Source organism: Eikenella halliae, assembly GCF_001648475.1.
Classification (GTDB): Bacteria; Pseudomonadota; Gammaproteobacteria; order Burkholderiales; family Neisseriaceae; genus Eikenella; species Eikenella halliae.
The window spans coordinates 41,390-59,815 of record NZ_LXSQ01000028.1 but is presented as its reverse complement, the minus strand read 5'-3'; the positions used below and the strand labels follow the sequence as shown (position 1 = coordinate 59,815).

Genomic DNA, 18,426 nt, shown 5'->3' with positions numbered 1-18,426 from the left:
ATACGGGGATGTTTTTTTAAAGCCGTTTAAAAGACCCGCTGCCACCGTGCAGGCAGAATAAGCCCATGACTACCCAGACCACCCCGCGCAGCCGCCACTGGCAGCCCGCCCCTCTCGCGAGCGGGCAGGACATCGTGCAAGACCTCGACGACATCAACCAGTGCATCGAAAACATCCTCGCCACCCGCAAGGGCAGCGACGTGCTGCGGCCGGATTTCGGCAGCAATTGGTTCGACTACATCGACTACCCGGAAGACGAATTTATCCCCAACACCGTGCGCGAGGTCATCCTTGCCATCCAGACGTGGGAAAAGCGCGCGCTGGTCGAGCAGGTCACGTTTGCCGGCCACGCCCCGCATATCACCATGACCGTACATTGGCGCGTGGCGGATGCTGTGGCGGGCGAAATCTACCGCACCGATATTGCAATAAAGGCTACCTGAAAATGGATTTGAGCAAACTGAAACGCGAAGAGGTCAAGATTGTCGATGACGACTTGGCACAAACCCTGGCCGCCACCATCGCCGACTACGAGCAACGCGCGGGCAAGGTATTGCAGCCGGCGCATATCGAACGCCTGCTGATCAACACCTTTGCCTATCGCGAGCATTTATTGAGGCAGCAGGTAAACGAAGCCTACCGCCAGCAGCATCCGCGCTTTGCCACCGGCCTGATGCTGGACTTGTGCGGTGATGACGTGTCTACCCCGCGCCTGCAGGCGCAGCCCGCCCTGACCACCCTGCGCTTTACTGCGGTATTGAGCGGTTCGGAACAAATTGCCGTACCCAAGGGCACGCGGGTCAATGCCGGGCAGACCGGCTTTGTCACCACTGGAGCTGCCCTGCTGACTGCCGCCCAAAGCAGCGCCGAAGTGGCCGCCGAATGCACCGAAACCGGAACAGTCGGCAACGGCTGGTCGGTCGGCCAAATCAACAGCCTGGCCGAGCGGCTGCATCCGACGATTGATGTGGCCGTCAGCAACACTACCGTTTCCGCCGGCGGGGTGGAAATTGAAGACGACGAAGCCTACCGCGAGCGCGTGTTGCTGGCGCCGGAGAGCTTTAGCGTAGCCGGGCCGGTGGGTGCCTACCAATATTGGGCGCGGCAGGCCAGCCCGGCGGTGGTGGACGTGCACGTGGCCAACGATACCGACGGCGGCGGCCAGCCTATAGGCGGACGGGTGGCGGTGACCGTGCTGGCCAAAGACGGCCTACCCAATGACGAGCTGATTAGCAAGATTCAGGCCGCACTCTCAGCAGAAAAACGCCGCCCGCTGTGCGACACCGTAGTGGTCAAAGCACCGACCGCCGTCGATTACACGCTGGACGCCGAGCTGACCCTGTTTACCGGCACCGATGCCCGCACCGCCAAAGCGGCGGCCGAGCAGGCATGGGCGGTGTATGAAGCCGCCCGCCGCAGCCGGCTAGGCTTGGACATTGTGCCGCTGGACATCATGAGTGCGCTGAAAGTAGCCGGTGTCTACAACGTGGTGCTGCATAACCTGCCGCTGACCGTGGTCAAGCCAGACCAGTGGGCACGCTGCACCCGCGCCACCATCCGCATTGCCGCACAAACGGCGGAGGGCTAAACGATGGCCAAACTTTCCTACGCCGCCATCATCGAACGCGACCAACGCGCCCGCGCCTTGGCCGAATTGGGATTGCGTTTGGATTTGGCCGAGCTGCCGCAACTGATGCCGCGCCTGGTCGATTTGGTCGCCCCCGCACACCTGCCGCTGTTGGCCGAGAGCCGCAGCATCTTGGGTGCCGACGGCTACTGGCTGGCCGAATCCGACGATGCGCGGCGCAAGCTGATTAAAGGTGCCTACGAGCTGCACCGCTACAAAGGCACGCCGTGGGCAATCCGTGAAATCGTGCGGCGGCTCGGGTTCGGTGAGGTGCGGATTATTGAAGGGCTCACCGGCCAAACCTACAACGGCAGCATCAACTACAACGGCAGCCATGTTTACGGTGCCGGCAGCTACTGGGCGCATTACCGCATCATTATGGCCAGCGTGATTACCAACGACCAGGCCGCGCTGTTGCGCAAAACGCTGGCCGCCTTCGCGCCGGCGCGCTGCCTGTTGGCAGCCTTGGATTATCAGGCCGTCCCCCTGCGTTACAACGGGCGGGCGGCCTACGACGGCAACTTTAACTTTGGAGCAGCTTAAATGGCGAATATCACGGAAGAACTGGACAACCCGCAATGGGCGGAAGGTATCTACCAGCTGGAAACCACCGACCCGGTATTGGGCGGGCCGAACGGCATTGCCAACCGTCAGGCCAAGGAACTGGCCGCACGGACGCAGTATTTGAAGAAGAAGCAGGAGGAGTACAAGCCGGGCGCGGCCAGCACCACCAAGGCCGGCATCGTACAGCTCTCGTCCGCCACCAACAGCGACCGCGAAGATGTGGCGGCCACCTCTAAGGCAGTAAAAATTGCCTACGACAAAGCCGAGGAATCCGCAGGTAAAGGCTTGCCCGTAGGCGCAGTAATCGGCTTCCCCCGTGCCGTCAGCAGCCCCGAAGGCTACCTGAAAGCCGACGGCAGCACCTTTGCCCAGGCTACTTACCCCGACCTATACCGCGTGCTGGGCGGCAACAAGCTGCCCAACCTCACGCGCTCCGACGTCGGCATGACCGCCTATTTTGCCTTTGACGACATCCCGGACGGCTGGATTAAGTACGACGACATCGCTACCAAGGTCACGCAGGCCGCCTATCCAGAGCTCTATCGCAAGCTGGTGGCGCAGTACGGCTCAATCGATGCCGTGACCAAGGCCGAAGACCGCTTTATCCGCAATGCTTCAGGCAGCCTCACGGTTGGTACGCAGCAGGGCGACGCCATCCGAAATATTACGGGCGAAGCAAAGTTTGGTCACGACGGCGATACTACTTACGACCCAAATTCGGCGGCAAGTACATCGGCAATTTACTATCCGGATCGTAAATCGCCAGACACCGTTAGTAATATGTCTGTAATTTCTAACGCGGCAAACAATTGGCGACCGTTGGTTTTTGATGCCTCCCGCGCTGTGCCAACGGCGGATGAAAACCGCCCTAAAGCCATCGCTATGGTGCTGTGCATCAAAGCCCGCGACACCTTGGACGACGTGGTGATGTGGGTTAAGGCTTACGGCAAAGTTACCAACGCCGGCATGCTGGATGCCTCCACGCTGGCGGCGGATTTGCAGCGCAAAGCCAACCGAGATGAGGTTGCGCCAAAAAGCCACACCCACCGCAGCAGCGAGATTACCGATTTTACGCAGGCGGTTACCAATCTGTTTACTGCCGATAAATCCGCCAACGGCTGGGTGCGGCTGCCAAACGGCCTGCTGCTGCAGTGGTTGTGCATTGAGCACACCATCACAAGCATCGGCAACAACCCGGGTGCGGTTTACAGCTTCCCAGTGGCCTTTACGCAAGGCTGTCTATCGATGAGCATCAATACCTGCCTGTCCAATCCTGCTCTCGGTTATGGGGCACTAACCCGCGTAATGCCAATATCAGTATCGCAATTTAGGCTGGTGGAGGATTTTTGGTCGGCATTCGGCACGCGCCAGCCCGCCAAGAGCTATGTGCTGGCCATCGGTTTTTAAAGGGAGATTAGGATATGACCATCTATTACTCAAAATCCAATCAGGCGTTTTACGATGACACCATCCACAGCAGGCTACCTGAAGATGCGGCAGCGATTAGCCCCGAGCAGCACGCTGCCTTGCTGGCGGGGCAGTCCAGCGGGCAAGTCATCATGCCCGGCAAAGACGGCAAGCCCGTACTGGCCGGGCAGCCGCCCTGCCCATCCAGCACTTGGGACGGCGAGCAGTGGCACATCGATCCAGAGTGCGCCGCCCGGCTCAAAGCCGAGCAGCAGGATGAGATGTGGGAGCGCATCAAGGCCAAGCGCTATGACAACCTGCGGCATGGGGTGTTTGTCAAAAGCGTGGGTAAGTGGTTTCAGACGGACGACGCCACGCGGCTGCAATACCTGACCCTGCGCACCCTGCCGGATGAAGCGTTTCCGCTGAAAGAGCCATGGAAAACGATGGACAACACTTTCCTTCCCAAGGAAAAGTGTACCAAGGCCTTGTTTGACGAAATTGTTATGCAAATGGTGAATGATGAGACGGCTGATTTCCACAATGCGGAACACCATCGTCTGGCGATGCTCAAAGCTGATAAGCCGCTTGAATACGACTACAGCAAGGGCTGGACAGCCAACTACTACACGCAATCCACGATGTCGTTAGCAGCTGCAGCAGAGGTTGGGGGGACTACCGAATGAACACGCAACCCATTTATCTAGCCCTCTATAAAGGCCGCCGCGACGGCTACGGCTGGCGTGTATGGTGCGCCCGAGCTACCGACTGGCTCACCCGTATCCTCACCCGCGGCCAGTACAGCCATGCCGAGATTGTGGTGCGCGAGCATCCGCAGGAATCGGTTTATACCTGCTACTCCGCTTCCATCCGCGATAAAGGCGTGCGCTGCAAAGTGATGCCGCTGCCGGCGGCTAAATGGGACTTGATTCCATTGCTCTCCACCCCGGAGGCACACGAGCAGCTGCAGCGGGTATGGACGGCCACCGAAGGGCAGGGCTACGACCTAATGGGCGCATTGGGTATCGCCTTCGGACTGCCGCAAAACCGCCGCCGCTGGTTCTGCAGCGAATGGTGTGCAACTGCCCTAGGGCTACCCGACAGCTGGCGCTGGTCGCCCAACGACCTCGCTGTTATCGTGCCTACACTATATAAGGAGGAGGCATGAAAATACCCGCCACAGGGGCGGGTATACGCAATAAGTAGGACGGCGGCGCGGCCGGTGTTTGCCCACCAAACCGCGCCAGCCACGCAGAGAGAGCCTGCATGACCCAAGGCCGCCACCTCTAGAGGCGGGCGGATTCTAACATACCGGTAATGTGGGAGCTGCAAAAATGCAATATCGTTGCAAAAACTGCAATAAGCTGTTGGCCAAAGGCGAGGGGCAATTGGAAATCAAATGCCCGCGCTGTAAAGCGGTCAACCAATTTGGTTCTTTAACAACCCGGAGTGCCTGTGAGCGCCAAACTTCAAGGAGTAAGCATCATGGGCAACATCAATCCCGTCAGTCCGCTTAGGGGCTGGCTGGGCGGCAAATACCGCCTGGCCGGTACCATCATTCCGTTAATCCCGTCAGACCACACCTGCTACGCCGAAGTGTTCGGCGGTGCGGCATGGGTGCTGTTCAAAAAACCGCCTTCCAAAGTGGAGGCCATCAACGACATCAATGCCGATGTCATCAATCTATATAGGTGTGTTCAAAACCACCTGCCCGAGCTGCTGCGGCAGGCGGAATACCTGCTGCCCAGCCGCGATGAGTATTGCCGACTACAGCATTGCAATCCCACCACCCTGACCGACATTCAGCGTGCGGTACGCTTCCTCTACCTGCACCGCATGGGTTTCGGCGGCAAGGTGGCCAAGTTTTGCTGCGCCGCCACCAGCACGCGCCCGCCCAAGTTCCGCGCCGACAGGTTGGCCGAGGAGCTGCAACACAGCCACCGACGACTGCAGGGGGTGATGCTGGAGCGGCTCAACTACGACGACTTCATCGCCCGCTACGACAAGCCCGGCACCTTCTTCTACATCGACCCGCCGTATTGGGACTGTGAGACGATGTACGGCAAAGGCATCTTTGCTAAGGATGACTTCGAACGGCTGGCCGGGCAGCTGCGCCACATCAAAGGGCGCTTCCTGCTGTCGATTAACGACGTGCCGGCCATTAGGGAGATCTTCGCCGGCTTCCAGTTTAAAGAGGTCAGCCTGCGCTACAGCATCAACAAAGAGGCCACCACCGAAGCTGACGAGCTTTTGATTGCCAACTACCCCATCAACGCAGAGCCGGCTTGATGTAAAAATCCCACCAAGTAAGGTGGGATTTGTAACGTTGTTGCACAGGGTGCAATAATATCAGGACTGATTTATCGCACCGATGTGGGGATATTTATCGCGCGCGGCTTCAGCAAAGGCTACCTGAAAATATGGGAAAGCAAACGGAGTGGAATATCCGGGCAAGGCCAACTCACGCATCGGGTTTCGTTTCAGGTAGCCTTCCGGGCAATGGCTGTTTGCTGCTTGCATGGACAAAGGCTACCTGAAAATCATAAAAACCGGACGGCTGCGTGCCTGTCCGGTTTTTGTTGTTTCGCGGGTCACTCGGATGCCGAACTACTGCGCCTGCTGCGCCGTGGCGGCTGGTGCTTTTTGATAGCGGCCGGCCATGGCTTTATACACCATGCTTTCGTAGCGCAGGGCTTGGTAGCGGGCTTCAAGCAGGCTTTGCGCGTCGGAATATTCGGTGTTCAGTGCGGAGAGCCAGTCTTTGAGTTCGTTACGGCCGTGCTGGTAGCGCACGCGGTAGTAGCGGCTGTTTTCAACGTCGAGCCGGTGGCGGCGGCGCTGGTTTTCCAGGGTTTGGCGGCTGGCGCGGTATTGGCGGTAGTTGGTGTCGACTTCGTTGAGCGCGGTGGTGAGGGCTTTTTCGAAGGCGAGTTTGGCGTTTTCAAAGTCGGCTTCGGCGCTGCGGTCTTTCCAGTGCATGGTGCGCCAGTTGAGGAAAGGCAAGTTGAGGCTGACGCTGCCGCCCAATATCGGCACGTTGAACAGGTTTTTGCTGTGTTCGGACGAGGTACTCAGTGCGGCGTTCAGCGTGATGCTGGGATACCAGCTGCGGTATTGCGCCTGCTGACTTTTGAGGGCGGACTGCAAGCGGTAGTCGGCGGTGATGAGATCGGGGCGGGCGGCGAGGGTGGAGATAGGCACATCCAAATCGAGCTTGCCGCCTTCGGGCAGGCGGAAGGATTCGGGCGGCACGGCCATTGCCTGGCCAGGGCGCAGGTTGAGCAGGTTGCGCAGGGTGGCTTCGGTGTTGCTGCGGCTCTGTTGCAGCGACAGCAGGCTGTTTTCGGCGGCGAGCAGGGATTGCTCGGCCTGGGTAACCTCAATCGAGGCCACGCGGCCGTGGCGGTATTTGCTGCGGGCGATTTGCAGGATTTGTTTGTATTGCTCAATGGTCTTTTCGGTGAGCTTGATGGCTTCGTTGAGATAGGCTACCTGAAAATAGGCATCGGCCACATTATTGATTACGGTGAGGCGGGTGGCGGCCAAATCTTGCTCGGTGGCGCGCTGCTCCCACGCTTGGGCAGAGGCGGTGGCGTTGAGTTTGCGCCATAAATCGAGCTCGTAGCTTAAGCCGAGCTGGCTGCTGTAGCTGTGGCTGTTTTGGCGGGTATCGAGGTTGCGGTTGGCATTGGCACCGAGCGAAGCGTTGAATTCAGGCACGAGGTTGGCGCCGAGGATGTTGGCCTGATACAGGGCTTTGTTCACGCTGACGGCGGCCTGTTTTAAATCCACATTATTGGCCAAGGCCTGCTCCACCAGGGCGTTGAGCCCGCTGTCGCCAAAGCTTTGCCACCAGTTGCCTTCGGTTTGGTAGGCGCAGCCGGCGGGATCGGGGCAGTGGCCGCTTTCGCCGGCGGCGGTTTGCACGCTGCCTTCGCGCTGAGCCTGGGCGAGGCCGATTTGGGTGTTGGGGGTTTGGTCGATGGCGCAGCCGGCCAGCAGCAGGGCCAGCGCGGCGGCGCGCACGGGTGGGATGGATGGGGTGATCGGTTTCATAAACCCTCGTTTCTTGGTTGGGCGTTTGGGTGGGTGCGGGCAGCCCGGGTGGGTTGGAGGCTACCTGAAAATGATGGCGGCGGCTCAACGGAGGCAAACTTGCGTTTTGCGTCCTCTCTCCCGCAGGGAGGCGGGTGGCCGGCCGAAGCCCGATGGCAAGGCCGATGCCGTTTTCAGGTAGCCCTTACCTGCTCCTTACGGGCTACCTGAAAACATCGGGCGGTTTAGCTTTGCGGTTTCCCCGCTTTCGGCAGCCGCTAATCGCGCGACAGGGCGGCAATCGGGTTGAGCTTGGAGGCGTTTTTGGCGGGCATGAAGCCGAACAGCACGCCGATGAAGGTGGAGCAGCACACCGCGCTCACGATCGACCAAGTGGAGAACGACATGGCAAACTCGCTGGCCAGCGCGTTGAAGCCCAGACCGATTAAATAGGAAAGCAGGATGCCGGCTGCGCCGCCGATGAGGCAGATGAGCACGGCTTCAATCAGAAACTGCTGCAAAATATTGCCCTGCCGCGCGCCGATGGCCATGCGCACGCCGATTTCCTTGGTGCGCTCGGTTACCGACACCAGCATGATGTTCATCACGCCGATGCCGCCCACCACCAATGAAATCAGGGCAATACAGGAAATCAGCAGGGTCATCGCACCGGTGGTTTTTTCGACGGTCTGTTTGATGCTGTCGCTGTTGCTGGTGAAGAAATCTTCCTTGCCGTGCCGCGCCAGCAGTAGCTCTTTAATGCCCTGCTCCGCCACGGAGGTGCTCACATCATCACGGATTTTCACGGTTACCGCGCTGATGTAGCGCTCGCCGGAAATGCGGTTCATCACCGTGGTGTAGGGCGCCCACATTTGCAGGCTGTCGCCGCCGCCCCAACCGTTTTGGTCTTCCGCGCTGATGCCGATTACGCGCAGCGGGCGTTTACCAAACAGAATGGTTTGGCCGATGGGGTTGGTGCCTTCCGGAAACAACTGCTTGCGGGTGTTCGGATCGATAACCACCACTTGCGCGGCAGTGTCTACGTCGTCTTGGTTAAACAACCGGCCTTGGTCGAGCTTGATGCCGCGCACATTGAAATACTGCTCGCCCGCGCCGTAGAGCTGGGCGGTGAGGTTGGTGTTGCGGTAGGTAACCGTGCCGCCTGAGGACACCATCGGGGTGATGCTGTCCACATAGCTTTGTTTGCTGATGGCTTCGGCATCGGCGATGGTGAGCGTGCGGATGCGGCCCCGGTGGCGGTCGCCGAAGCTTTTGCCGGGATACACGCCGATGGTGTTGGTGCCGATGGCGCTGATGTCGGAGAGGATTTTCTCCTGCGTGCCGCGCCCCAGCGCCACCACGGACACCACCGAGGCAATGCCGATAATGATGCCGAGCATGGTGAGCAGGGAGCGCATTTTGTGCGCCATGATGGCCTGCACCGACATTTTGAAGGCTTCCACAAACTGGTCTTTGAAAAACAGCCAAGATGGCTTTTCGGTGCGGCTTTCCACGCTGCTGGGCGGGATGCTTTCGTTTTTGCTGGTGTCGGCGATGATTTCGCCGTCTTTGATTTCGATGACGCGGTTGGCAAAGGCGGCGACTTTCGGGTCGTGGGTTACCAAAATAATGGTATGCCCTTTGGCGTGCAGCCCGCGAATAATTTCCATCACCATCTCGCCGCTGCCGGAATCGAGCGCGCCGGTGGGCTCGTCGGCCAGGATGATTTCGCCGCCGTTCATCAGGGCGCGGGCAATGGACACGCGCTGCTGCTGGCCGCCGGAGAGCTGGTTGGGCTTGTTGTCTTCTTTGCCTTCCAAGCCCAAATCGGTCAGAAGCTGAGTAGCGCGTTCATACCGCTCTTTCTGATCCATGCCGGCATACACGGCGGGCAGCGCCACGTTTTCGCGCGCGCTCAATGCGCCCAACAGGTTGTAGCGCTGGAAAATAAAGCCGAACTTGCGCCGGCGCAGCGCGGCCAGCTCGTCGCCGCTCATCTGCGAAGTTTCCACACCGTCGATTTGATACGAGCCGGAAGTGGCGCTATCGAGACAGCCGATGATGTTCATCAGCGTGGATTTGCCGGAGCCGGATTGGCCGATGATGGCAATGAAATCGCCTTTTTGAATGGTGAGGCTGATGTCTTTTAAAACGTGGACGCGGTTGGCGTCTTCACCAAAATATCGGTTGATGTTGCGGCATTCAATTAGGTTCATATGCATACGGCTTTCGTTGCGGCGGGGAGGCTACCTGAAACCTGTAACAGGCTTTACAGCATGGTTTCAGGTAGCCTTAGGTTTTCAGATAGCCTGATATGGCAAAGCGAGAGCCAGCTTACACCGGCGGGCCGCCCTGCCACTCTTTCACCGTGCCGTCGCTCTCCGACACAATCACTTTCTCGCCCTCTTTCACGCCCGATTTCACTTCGGTGCGCGTACCGTCGCTGATGCCCACGGTAATCGTGCGCTCTTCCACTTGGTTGTCGGCTTTCAGCACGCGCACATAGCGTTCGCGGCTGCGCTGCTTCACTGCGGTGGAAGGTACGGTGAGCACGTTTTTGGCCTCGCCGATCACGATGTTGTTTTGCGTGGTCATGCCGATGGCGAGCTTGCCGTCTTCGTTCGGCACGAGTGCGCGGGCGTAGTAGTAGATGGCGGTGCTGGTGGTGTCGGTGCTGGTGGTGTAGCTGCCTTGCGACAGAGTGGTTAAGCCCGGGTCGATGCTGTCGAGCTTGGCTTCCCGTTCTTTGTCGGGGTCGGCCAGGGTGGTGAACAACAGGGTTTGACCGGCTTTCACGCGGGTTACGTCGCCCTCGGCAATCTGCATCTTATTCAGCATGCGGCTCAAATCGGCCACTTGGCCGATGGCGGGCGTGGTTTGCACCGCGTTCACGGTTTGCCCTTCTTCCACTTTCACCGAAACCATCGTGCCGGAAATCGGCGCGGTGATGCGGGTGTAGCCCAAATCGGCTTCGGCCGTGTTGATGGCGATGCGGGTTTGGCGGATGGAAGATTGCAGCTCGCCCACCTGCGCTTTGGCGGCGGCATACGAACCCTGCGCGCTTTCCAGCTCTTCTTTGGAGGTGGCGTTTTCCGACCACAAGGCCTGTTCGCGGCGGTATTTACGTTCGGCGTTTTGCAGCGCCACGCGGGCAGACACGAGCTGCGCCTGATAAGTTTCCAGCTTGGCCTTATTCGTGTTCAGCGCGTTGAGCTGGGTGGTGGAATCGATTTCGGCAATGAGGTCGCCCTTTTCCACATGCTGCCCGAGCTTCACATACAAATGTTTGATTTGGCCGGAAGCCTGTGCGCCCACGTCCACCAGCTGCGCGGCGGAAATCTCGCCGGTGGCGGATACGGTTTGGCGCACGTCGGCGCGTTTCACTTCTTCGGTGAGATAAGTGGTTTGCGGCTTGCTCGGCTTCAAAAAGGCATAGCCCGCTGCACCCACGGCCAGCGCCGCCACCGCCCACAATGTCCATTTCAACGGTTTTTTCATCTTGTTCCGCCTGCCCTTTCCGGCAGCTGTTAAGAAATATGGCTATTCTAGGAAACTGCCGCCACTTGCGCCATCTGATTAACCTATCCTTACCCCGCCGAGGCTTTATTGGCAGGGCTTTACGGAAATTAGGGGCGGGCAGGCAGCGGGCGGAAAAGGCTACCTGAAAATAGCCGCCGGGGCACAATTATTTCAGGTAGCCTCTCAATTGCAAACGAGCCTTACCAACGCTTGAATATCAGCGAGGTATTCACGCCGCCGAAGGCGAAGTTGTTGTTCATCACGTATTCGGTGTCAATGTGTCGGCCGGAGCCGGTGAGGTAGTCGGTTCCGCCGCAGCGGGGGTCGATGTCGTTCAGGTTCAGCGTGGGGGCGAACCAGCCGCTGCGCATCATTTCGATGGCAAACCAGGATTCGAGCGCGCCGCAAGCGCCGAGGGTGTGGCCGAGGTAGCTTTTTTGCGAGCTGATCGGGATGTGGCCGAACACGGCGGCGGTGGCTTGAGTTTCGGCGATGTCGCCTTGTTCGGTGGCGGTGCCGTGGCCGCTGACGTAGCCGACGGCGGAGGGCGGCAGGGCGGCATCTTCGAGGGCGAGTTCGATGCAGCGTTGCATGGTGCGCATTTCGGGGCGGGTGATGTGGCTGCCGTCGCAGTTGGCACCGTAGCCGACAATCTCGGCGATGATGTGCGCGCCGCGTGCTTGGGCGTGTTCCAACTCTTCCAGTACCATCATGCAGCCGCCTTCGCCGAGCACGAGGCCGTCGCGTGCGGCATCGTAGGGCCGGGGGGTGAGTTCGGGTTCGCCGTTGCGTCGGCTGGCGGCGTAGAGGCTGTCGAACACGTATGCTTCGGATGGGCAGAGCTGGTCGGCACCGCCGGCCAGCATCGTAGGGATTTTGCCGTATTTGATGGCTTCGTAGGCGTAGCCTATGCCTTGGCTGCCGGAGGTGCAGGCGCTGGAGGTGGGAATCAGGCGGCCGGTGAGGCCGAAGAAGATGGCCACATTGGCGGCGGTGGTGTGCGGCATCATGCGCACATAGGTGTTGGCGTTGAAATTGTTGGGCTGGCGGGCGAGCAGCAGGCCGATGTCGAGCACGTCGGCAGTGCTGCCGCTGGAAGAGCCGGCGGCCACACCCATGCTGCCGTTGCGAATAACGGGATCGCCGAGCAAGCCTGCCTGTTTCAGCGCTTGTTCGGCGGCATCGGTGCAGTATTGCGCCAGCGGGCCCATGCTGCGCAACTGTTTGCGCGTCCAATGTGCGGGCGGCGCGTAGGCTGGCAGCGGCGCGCCGAGGCAGGTTTCCATTTCGGGGAAGGCATCCCACGCTTCCATGCGGCGCACGGCGTTTTTGCCTGCGCGGAAAGCGGCTTCGATTTCGTGCCACTCGCGGCCGAAGGCGCACACCGCGCCCACGCCGGTAATCACCACCCGTTTTGTTTTCATCAACACAATCCTCCGTTTACCGCAATTACCTGCCGCGTGATGTAGGCGGCGTGTTCGCTCATTAAGAAGCGCACGGCATGCGCCACTTCTTCAGGTAGCCCCATGCGCTGCGCCGGAATGGCTTTCAAAATTTCCTCCACCGGCACGTTTTCGTCCAAAATTTCCGTATCAATCAGGCCGGGGGCAACGCAGTTGACCGTAATCTTGCGTTTGGCCAGTTCCACCGCCAAAGCCTTGGCCGCGCCAATCAGCCCCGCTTTCGATGCGCTGTAGTTCACCTGCCCGCGGTTGCCGACCAGGCCGGACACGGAGGCCATGCACACAATCCGCCCCGGCGCGCGGCGGCGGATCATCGGCATGATGAGCGGGTGCAGCACGTTGTAGAAGCCGTCCAGATTGGTGCGCAATACGCGGTCCCAATCCTCGTCTTCCAGTGCAGGGAAGGCATTGTCGCGCGTCAGCCCCGCATTCAGCACCACGCCGTAATACGCGCCATGCGCTTCAATATCCGCTTCCAGTACGCGGCGGCATTCGGCGCGGTCGGCCACGTCAAACTGCAATACCCGTACCTGCCGCCCCAGCGCGCGGATTTGTTCCGCCACCGCTTCGGCGTCCGCCATGCGGCTGCGGCCGTGCACCACAATGTCGAAGCCGTCTTGCGCCAAGGCCAAAGCCGCCGCACGGCCGATGCCGCGGGTGGAGCCGGTGATGAGGATGGTTTGGGTCATGATGGTTGTCCTTATATATAAAGGCAGCCTGTTGGGAGGAAGGCTACCTGAAAACGCAAACTTCAACGAAACGGATTGATGTCCTAACGAAGCCGAGGCGGGATTTTGCCACGCTTATCCCGGTTCGGGAACAGGGAAGTGTGTCCGGAACGGTTTCGGCTAGCCTCAGGCTCTTCGGAGTCTGCCATCAAATCTCCCTTCCTGATTGTATAGTGGATTAACAAAAACCAATACAGCGTTGCCTCGCCTTGCCGTAACGTGTGTACTGTCTACGGCTCGCCGCCTTGTCCTGATTTTTGTTAATCCACTATATTTAAGAAAGGCAGGTATCCGTTACCTGCCTTTTTGCGTCGGCTGTAAAGAGGCTACCTGAATATTCAGGTAGCCTTTGCCGCCTTTAGGCTTCTTCTTCCTCGTCCATGCCCACAATCGCCAGGCTGTCGATACCGGATGCCTGGCCGGCATTGCCGCGCTTGCTGTTGAGCTGGATATTAAGGCGCAGGTCGTTTACCGAATCGGCGTTTTTCAGGGCGTCATCGTAGGAAATCAGGCCTTCTTCGTAGAGGTCAAACAGGGATTGGTCGAAGGTTTGCATGCCCAAATCGCGGGAGCGGGCCATGATTTCTTTCACGCCGTGAATGTCGCCGTTCAAAATCAGCTCGGCAATCAGCGGGGAGTTAAGCAGCACTTCCACGGCGGCCACGCGGCCTTTGCCGTCGGGCTTGGGCACGAGGCGCTGGGAAATGAAGCCTTTGAGGTTGAGCGAGAGGTCGTTCAACAGCTGGGTGCGGCGCTCTTCGGGGAAGAAGTTGATGATGCGGTCGAGCGCCTGGTTGGAGTTGTTGGCGTGCAGGGTGGCCATGCAGAGGTGGCCGGTTTCGGCGAAGGCCAGGGCGTAGTCCATGGTTTCGCGGTCGCGGATTTCGCCGATGAGGATGACGTCGGGGGCTTGGCGCAGGGTGTTTTTGAGGGCGGCAAACCAGTTTTCAGTGTCCACGCCCACTTCGCGCTGGGTGATGATGCAGTTTTTGTGCGGGTGCACGAATTCGATCGGGTCTTCGATGGTGATGATGTGGCCGTGGCTGTTTTCGTTGCGGTAGTCGATCATGGCGGCCAGGGAGGTGGATTTGCCGGAGCCGGTGCCGCCCACGAAAATCACGAGGCCGCGTTTTTCCATCACCACTTGTTTCAAAATCGGCGGCAGGTTCATGTTGTCGAACTTGGGAATCTGGCTGGTGATCACGCGGCACACGAGGGCGGCGGCACCGCGTTGCACCATGGCGTTGATGCGGAAGCGAGACACGCCGGCCAGGCTGATGGCAAAGTTGCATTCTTTGGTGTTGTCGAATTCTTCGGCCTGTTTGTCGTCCATCAGGGCGCGGGCGATGAGGGCGGTATGGTCGGCGGTGAGCGGTTTGTCGGTAATCGGGGTGAGCTTGCCATCGAGCTTCATGGCCGGGGGGAAGCCGGCGGTGATGAACAGGTCGGAACCTTTGCTCTGCACCAGGTGGTTGAGCAGGCCGTGGATGAATTTTTTCATCTCTTCGTTGTAAACGGGGATTGCCATAGATCGTTTTCCATTTGGGTTGGTTGGTTAGACATATTTAAAGCCAAATTTTTCAGGTAGCCTCTTTGCGCGGGCAGGAGGCTACCTGAAAACATACTGAAGCTAGACTTCGCTTTCCGGGCGGCGGAACAGCAGCACGGGCATGGGGGCTTGGCGCAGCACGCCTTCGGCCACGGAGCCCATCAACAGATGCAGCAGGCCGGAGAAGCCGTGGGTGCCCATGGCGATGAGGTCGCACTCTTGGCGCACGGCTTCTTTAATCAGCACATCGGAAATGCGCATGCCGTCGTTTTCCAGGGTGGAGACTTCATATTTCACACCGGCCTGTTTCATCACGGCTTCGGCATGGTCGGCCACCTGCATTTCGGCCGCATACAGCTCTTCGGAATTAGGCAGGCGGCTGGCTTCGCGCTTGAGGTCGGTTAAATCCACCACATGCACGGCCACCAATACGGCATCGGTTGCCTTGGCCAACCGGCAGGTTTGCTCCAGGGCGTAGAGAGAGATTTTGCTGTCGTCTATCGGAACGAAAATCCGTTGATACATTTTGCCACTCCTTTTGTTTGCTGGCGGCCGGTCGGAAAGCGCAGCCGCCAATCCGTTACAGTCCGAATCACTTTACCTGTAATGGGATTGTAAAACAAATTACCGTTTTTTACAGAAAAACCGATTCGCCATGCAACGAGTGGTGGCAGAAATTCCACTGTATTCAGCCAGAGTTAGCTGGTTGGACTACTACTAACGGCTGAATGAGCCCCTACACCCTGCCTGTTAGACTGCCGCGCTTCACATCCTAACAAATCTTAAAATTCAAACAACGCAGGAGTTATTTATGACGATGAAACATACCCTCTGTGCCACCATTATCGCCCTCAGCCTGGCCGCCTGCGGCAGCAGCGGCGGCGGTTCGCCGGAAGTACAGCCCGCACAGACACCAACGCCAAATACCGCATCGCCCGATGCCGAGTCTTCCGCCGTTAAAAACCGCTCCAGCTTGGACTACCGCCGCAATTACGCCGGCGTGGTCAGCAGCAAAAGTGTGATTGCCGCACAAACCCTGTTGGGACCGCAGGCCGGCAGCAACACGCGCGGGGAGAAAAACCTCACCCTTACCCTTAACGGCCGCAGTTACGGACTGGCCGACCGCATCAACATTACCGCGCTGCCGGACGGCCTGCTCGAACTGCCCTACAAAGCCGAATGGACGTCTTTGAAAGTTGCCTACCCCGACAGCCAAGATGTAAAAGTGGAAGAACAAGGGAAAATGTATATCTACCAACGCCCCTACTCCATGGTGTTGGCCACCCTGCCCACCGCCTACCGTTACGATGGTGCTAACGACCCGAACAACCGACTCGGTCGCGCTGACACCATGAAGGTGCAGCTGGTGAGCGGCCTGCCCGTGAACGATGCCACCATCACCCGTCTCAGCGGCAACACGTTCAACTACAGTGGCGAATCTTTTGCCAATTTCGGTTCTGGTTTGGAAAAAGGCGCATTTAACTACAGCATCAACTTTACCGATAAAACCGGTAGCGGCCGCATTACCGGCATGGCTTCCACCGGCGATATCGAACTGCGCCAAGCCCGTATCGGCGGCGCACTGCCCTACAATCCGATGCTGTCGGCTGCCGAACGCACCAAAGGCATCAACGGCGAAGCCCATTCCGAACGCATGAATGCCTACCGATATTACCTTTCTATTTTCGGCCCCAATGCTGAAGAAGTAGCCGGTTTTGTGGAAGGCAGCCGCAGCAATCCTGGCGGCCAATGGAATATCGGCGTCAGCGGAACCAAACAGTAACCACCTCTGCCGTCGTGCTGCATAGTAAAGAAACACGATAAAGCAGCGAGATATAGCGGATGAAAATAAATGATACAAAGCAGCGGGTCGGAAGTCGTACAGAAAAGTACGTCAAGGCGGGTCAAAGCCGTAGCATTGCGATTTTAACCTGCTATAAAACCGGCTACAGGCTACCTGAAAACAGCCCCGATAGCGTTTTCAGGTAGCCTGTAGCCGCCATTAAATCCAACGCCTGCCCGCCACATTTTTTGTTTCAGCCGCCATGATACCCATCTTCCGCCATCCCACCATTCTGGCACTGTGCCTGCTCAGCCTTCCGCTCGGCACGATTGCCGCGCCGACCACCCTCGTGCCGCACGATGACAATCCGCCATGGCCGCAGCCGCCCCAGCCCATGCAAACGGATGGCAGCATCACCCCGAAAACACCCCAAAGCGGCACTCAACCCTCCAAGCACCTGACCGAAACCGACCTGCGCGCCAATCCCGCCCTGACCGAACACCTGATCAATCAGGCCATCCTCAGCCACCAATGGGATTTGCTGGCCGACCTGCTGGATTTGTACCGCACCATGCCGAACCACGATACCGTTTTGTACGATTACGGCAAAGGGGCGTTGTTGCGCGGGCAAGGCAAGCTTGAGCAGGCAATCGGGCATTATGCCGCCATTGTGCAGCGGCGACCGGAACTGTCTTATGTCCGGTTCGACTACATGGCGATGCTGTTTGAAAACCACCAATACCGCCAGGCCGATCAACAGGCCGAACAATTGGAACAGTCCGACCTGCTGCCGGAAGCAAAACAACTGGTGGCGCAATACCGCCAAGCCATGCAAAAACGGCAGGCGTGGCAGGCCGATGCCTCGCTGCAATACGAACGGAACGACAACGTCAATAACGCCTCCTCTGCCCACGAACTGCGCTTGGGCTCACGCGTGTGGGTGCGCGATGAAGCCTCATTGCCCCAGAAAGCCACCGGCCTGCGTTACAGTACCGCGCTCGACCGATCCGTGAACATTGGCGGCAACCACTTCCTCACCGGCGGTGTTGGTTTGGACGGTGTGTTTTACTGGGATCGGCGCGAGTACAACGAAGAAAACCTACGTATGCAGGCTGGTTACCGCTTCCGCAATATCCGCAGCAGCTGGCAGATACAGCCTTATATGGAGTACGGCTGGTTTTCCGGCAGCCCATACAGCCGCCAATACGGCATACAGGGGCAATACAGCCGCCAAATCGGCTCAAAATGGCAAATCAGCGTGATGGCCGCCCGCAGTTGGCGGCATTACCGCAGCAAAAACGTTGCACAAAGCTACAACGGCCCGCAAACCCAATTAACCGCTACCGCCGCCTGGATGCCCATCGCAAACAGCCTGCTTTATATCGGTTTAGACTGGCTGGAACACCAAACCCGCGACCCGTCGGAAGCCTCCGTCCGACGCGGCATCCGCTTCGGGCTGATGCGGGAATGGCCGCAATTCGGCCTGCGTGCAGACATCCGCTTGGGCAGGCGGCAGTTCCGCCAAACGCACTTCTTTTTCCCCGTGGTGCGCTCCGACCGTGAAACCCAGCTCAACTTGTCGTTGTGGCATCCCAAACTGCAATGGCATGGCCTGATGCCCCGCCTAACCTACCGCCATCTGAACATCAACAGCAATATTCCGGAACTCTACCAACGCCGCAGCCGCCAATGGTTCATCGAAGTGGAACGTCGGTTTTGAACATAGGAGACATATTGAAATACTGCATCCA

General features: G+C 58.8%; 18 protein-coding genes and 2 pseudogenes. 12 read left to right on the top strand and 8 right to left on the bottom strand.

Features of this window, described 5'->3' with window-relative positions:
* Positions 1-65: 65 nt before the first annotated feature.
* The 10 genes and pseudogenes from A7Q00_RS11185 (at position 66) to A7Q00_RS11155 (ending at position 5,887) form a co-directional block, all read left to right on the top strand.
* On the top strand, positions 66-443 hold the full coding sequence (locus A7Q00_RS11185; RefSeq protein ID WP_064090611.1) for a GPW/gp25 family protein: 378 nt from the start codon (positions 66-68) through the stop codon (positions 441-443).
* A gap of 2 nt (positions 444-445) precedes the next feature.
* On the top strand, positions 446-1,588 hold the full coding sequence (locus A7Q00_RS11180) for a baseplate assembly protein (RefSeq protein WP_064090610.1): 1,143 nt from the start codon (positions 446-448) through the stop codon (positions 1,586-1,588).
* A 3-nt stretch (positions 1,589-1,591) separates the two neighbouring features.
* Positions 1,592-2,170: a phage tail protein gene (locus A7Q00_RS11175; protein ID WP_064090609.1), complete on the top strand. Its 579-nt coding sequence runs from the start codon at positions 1,592-1,594 to the stop codon at positions 2,168-2,170.
* Positions 2,171-2,452 (top strand): annotated as a pseudogene (locus tag A7Q00_RS14380) (phage tail protein); the annotation flags it as partial.
* A gap of 21 nt (positions 2,453-2,473) precedes the next feature.
* Positions 2,474-2,849, top strand: a pseudogene (locus tag A7Q00_RS14375) (phage tail protein); the annotation flags it as partial.
* A gap of 122 nt (positions 2,850-2,971) precedes the next feature.
* Entirely contained in the window at positions 2,972-3,598 is a 627-nt protein-coding gene (locus tag A7Q00_RS14370) for a gp53-like domain-containing protein (protein ID WP_425387517.1), read from the top strand.
* Between the two features lie 14 nt (positions 3,599-3,612).
* A complete protein-coding gene (locus tag A7Q00_RS11165; RefSeq protein ID WP_064090607.1) occupies positions 3,613-4,284 on the top strand; it encodes a DUF4376 domain-containing protein in 672 nt (223 codons plus the stop codon).
* A complete protein-coding gene (locus A7Q00_RS11160) occupies positions 4,281-4,766 on the top strand; it encodes a hypothetical protein (RefSeq protein WP_064090606.1) in 486 nt (161 codons plus the stop codon). Before A7Q00_RS11165 ends, A7Q00_RS11160 begins: the two co-directional genes overlap by 4 nt.
* Before the next feature lie 166 nt (positions 4,767-4,932).
* Positions 4,933-5,115, top strand: coding sequence for a Com family DNA-binding transcriptional regulator (locus A7Q00_RS13070; protein ID WP_082887846.1), 183 nt, complete (start codon positions 4,933-4,935; stop codon positions 5,113-5,115).
* The gene (locus A7Q00_RS11155) at positions 5,084-5,887 is read left to right on the top strand and encodes a DNA adenine methylase (RefSeq protein ID WP_064090605.1); all 804 of its coding nucleotides are present in this window, start codon (positions 5,084-5,086) and stop codon (positions 5,885-5,887) included. Before A7Q00_RS13070 ends, A7Q00_RS11155 begins: the two co-directional genes overlap by 32 nt.
* Before the next feature lie 60 nt (positions 5,888-5,947).
* Here the strand turns inward: A7Q00_RS11155 and A7Q00_RS13765 are convergent, their stop codons facing one another.
* The 8 genes from A7Q00_RS13765 to A7Q00_RS11120 form a co-directional block, all read right to left on the bottom strand.
* Positions 5,948-6,118: a hypothetical protein gene (locus A7Q00_RS13765; protein ID WP_156503817.1), complete on the bottom strand. Its 171-nt coding sequence runs from the start codon at positions 6,116-6,118 to the stop codon at positions 5,948-5,950.
* Between the two features lie 87 nt (positions 6,119-6,205).
* Positions 6,206-7,654 carry a TolC family protein gene (locus A7Q00_RS11150; protein WP_082887845.1) on the bottom strand — a complete coding sequence of 483 codons (1,449 nt, stop codon included), beginning with the start codon at positions 7,652-7,654 and terminating at the stop codon, positions 6,206-6,208.
* Between the two features lie 257 nt (positions 7,655-7,911).
* A complete protein-coding gene (locus tag A7Q00_RS11145) occupies positions 7,912-9,849 on the bottom strand; it encodes a MacB family efflux pump subunit (protein WP_064090604.1) in 1,938 nt (645 codons plus the stop codon).
* Between the two features lie 118 nt (positions 9,850-9,967).
* Positions 9,968-11,131, bottom strand: a complete 1,164-nt coding sequence (locus A7Q00_RS11140; protein WP_064090603.1) for an efflux RND transporter periplasmic adaptor subunit — start codon at positions 11,129-11,131, stop codon at positions 9,968-9,970.
* Between the two features lie 221 nt (positions 11,132-11,352).
* Positions 11,353-12,576 (bottom strand): beta-ketoacyl-ACP synthase, encoded by a 1,224-nt coding sequence (locus A7Q00_RS11135; protein ID WP_064090602.1) that lies wholly within the window; start codon positions 12,574-12,576, stop codon positions 11,353-11,355.
* Positions 12,576-13,304 (bottom strand): 3-oxoacyl-ACP reductase FabG, encoded by a 729-nt coding sequence (fabG, locus tag A7Q00_RS11130; protein WP_064090601.1) that lies wholly within the window; start codon positions 13,302-13,304, stop codon positions 12,576-12,578. The genes A7Q00_RS11135 and fabG overlap by 1 nt, the downstream gene beginning before the upstream one ends.
* A 397-nt stretch (positions 13,305-13,701) precedes the next feature.
* The gene (locus A7Q00_RS11125) at positions 13,702-14,871 is read right to left on the bottom strand and encodes a PilT/PilU family type 4a pilus ATPase (RefSeq protein ID WP_064090600.1); all 1,170 of its coding nucleotides are present in this window, start codon (positions 14,869-14,871) and stop codon (positions 13,702-13,704) included.
* A 102-nt stretch (positions 14,872-14,973) separates the two neighbouring features.
* Positions 14,974-15,417, bottom strand: a complete 444-nt coding sequence (locus A7Q00_RS11120; protein ID WP_064090599.1) for a universal stress protein — start codon at positions 15,415-15,417, stop codon at positions 14,974-14,976.
* A 286-nt stretch (positions 15,418-15,703) separates the two neighbouring features.
* Between A7Q00_RS11120 and A7Q00_RS11115 the strand changes: the two genes are divergently transcribed.
* Positions 15,704-16,675: a factor H binding protein domain-containing protein gene (locus tag A7Q00_RS11115; RefSeq protein WP_064090598.1), complete on the top strand. Its 972-nt coding sequence runs from the start codon at positions 15,704-15,706 to the stop codon at positions 16,673-16,675.
* A gap of 262 nt (positions 16,676-16,937) precedes the next feature.
* Positions 16,938-18,395 (top strand): surface lipoprotein assembly modifier, encoded by a 1,458-nt coding sequence (locus A7Q00_RS11110; RefSeq protein ID WP_064090597.1) that lies wholly within the window; start codon positions 16,938-16,940, stop codon positions 18,393-18,395.
* The last annotated feature ends 31 nt before the right edge of the window (positions 18,396-18,426 follow it).

What these genes read in the sequence shown, in the direction of transcription:
- A7Q00_RS11120 (WP_064090599.1), bottom strand. Translation starts at nt 15,417, where the DNA reads ATGTATCAACGGATTTTCGTTCCGATAGACGACAGCAAAATCTCTCTC.
- A7Q00_RS11125 (WP_064090600.1), bottom strand. Translation starts at nt 14,871, where the DNA reads ATGGCAATCCCCGTTTACAACGAAGAGATGAAAAAATTCATCCACGGC.
- A7Q00_RS11160 (WP_064090606.1), top strand. Translation starts at nt 4,281, where the DNA reads ATGAACACGCAACCCATTTATCTAGCCCTCTATAAAGGCCGCCGCGAC.
- A7Q00_RS11140 (WP_064090603.1), bottom strand. Translation starts at nt 11,131, where the DNA reads ATGAAAAAACCGTTGAAATGGACATTGTGGGCGGTGGCGGCGCTGGCC.
- A7Q00_RS11150 (WP_082887845.1), bottom strand. Translation starts at nt 7,654, where the DNA reads ATGAAACCGATCACCCCATCCATCCCACCCGTGCGCGCCGCCGCGCTG.
- A7Q00_RS11185 (WP_064090611.1), top strand. Translation starts at nt 66, where the DNA reads ATGACTACCCAGACCACCCCGCGCAGCCGCCACTGGCAGCCCGCCCCT.
- A7Q00_RS11155 (WP_064090605.1), top strand. Translation starts at nt 5,084, where the DNA reads ATGGGCAACATCAATCCCGTCAGTCCGCTTAGGGGCTGGCTGGGCGGC.
- fabG (WP_064090601.1), bottom strand. Translation starts at nt 13,304, where the DNA reads ATGACCCAAACCATCCTCATCACCGGCTCCACCCGCGGCATCGGCCGT.
- A7Q00_RS14370 (WP_425387517.1), top strand. Translation starts at nt 2,972, where the DNA reads ATGTCTGTAATTTCTAACGCGGCAAACAATTGGCGACCGTTGGTTTTT.
- A7Q00_RS13765 (WP_156503817.1), bottom strand. Translation starts at nt 6,118, where the DNA reads ATGCAAGCAGCAAACAGCCATTGCCCGGAAGGCTACCTGAAACGAAAC.
- A7Q00_RS11135 (WP_064090602.1), bottom strand. Translation starts at nt 12,576, where the DNA reads ATGAAAACAAAACGGGTGGTGATTACCGGCGTGGGCGCGGTGTGCGCC.
- A7Q00_RS11165 (WP_064090607.1), top strand. Translation starts at nt 3,613, where the DNA reads ATGACCATCTATTACTCAAAATCCAATCAGGCGTTTTACGATGACACC.
- A7Q00_RS11175 (WP_064090609.1), top strand. Translation starts at nt 1,592, where the DNA reads ATGGCCAAACTTTCCTACGCCGCCATCATCGAACGCGACCAACGCGCC.
- A7Q00_RS13070 (WP_082887846.1), top strand. Translation starts at nt 4,933, where the DNA reads ATGCAATATCGTTGCAAAAACTGCAATAAGCTGTTGGCCAAAGGCGAG.
- A7Q00_RS11115 (WP_064090598.1), top strand. Translation starts at nt 15,704, where the DNA reads ATGACGATGAAACATACCCTCTGTGCCACCATTATCGCCCTCAGCCTG.
- A7Q00_RS11145 (WP_064090604.1), bottom strand. Translation starts at nt 9,849, where the DNA reads ATGAACCTAATTGAATGCCGCAACATCAACCGATATTTTGGTGAAGAC.
- A7Q00_RS11180 (WP_064090610.1), top strand. Translation starts at nt 446, where the DNA reads ATGGATTTGAGCAAACTGAAACGCGAAGAGGTCAAGATTGTCGATGAC.
- A7Q00_RS11110 (WP_064090597.1), top strand. Translation starts at nt 16,938, where the DNA reads ATGATACCCATCTTCCGCCATCCCACCATTCTGGCACTGTGCCTGCTC.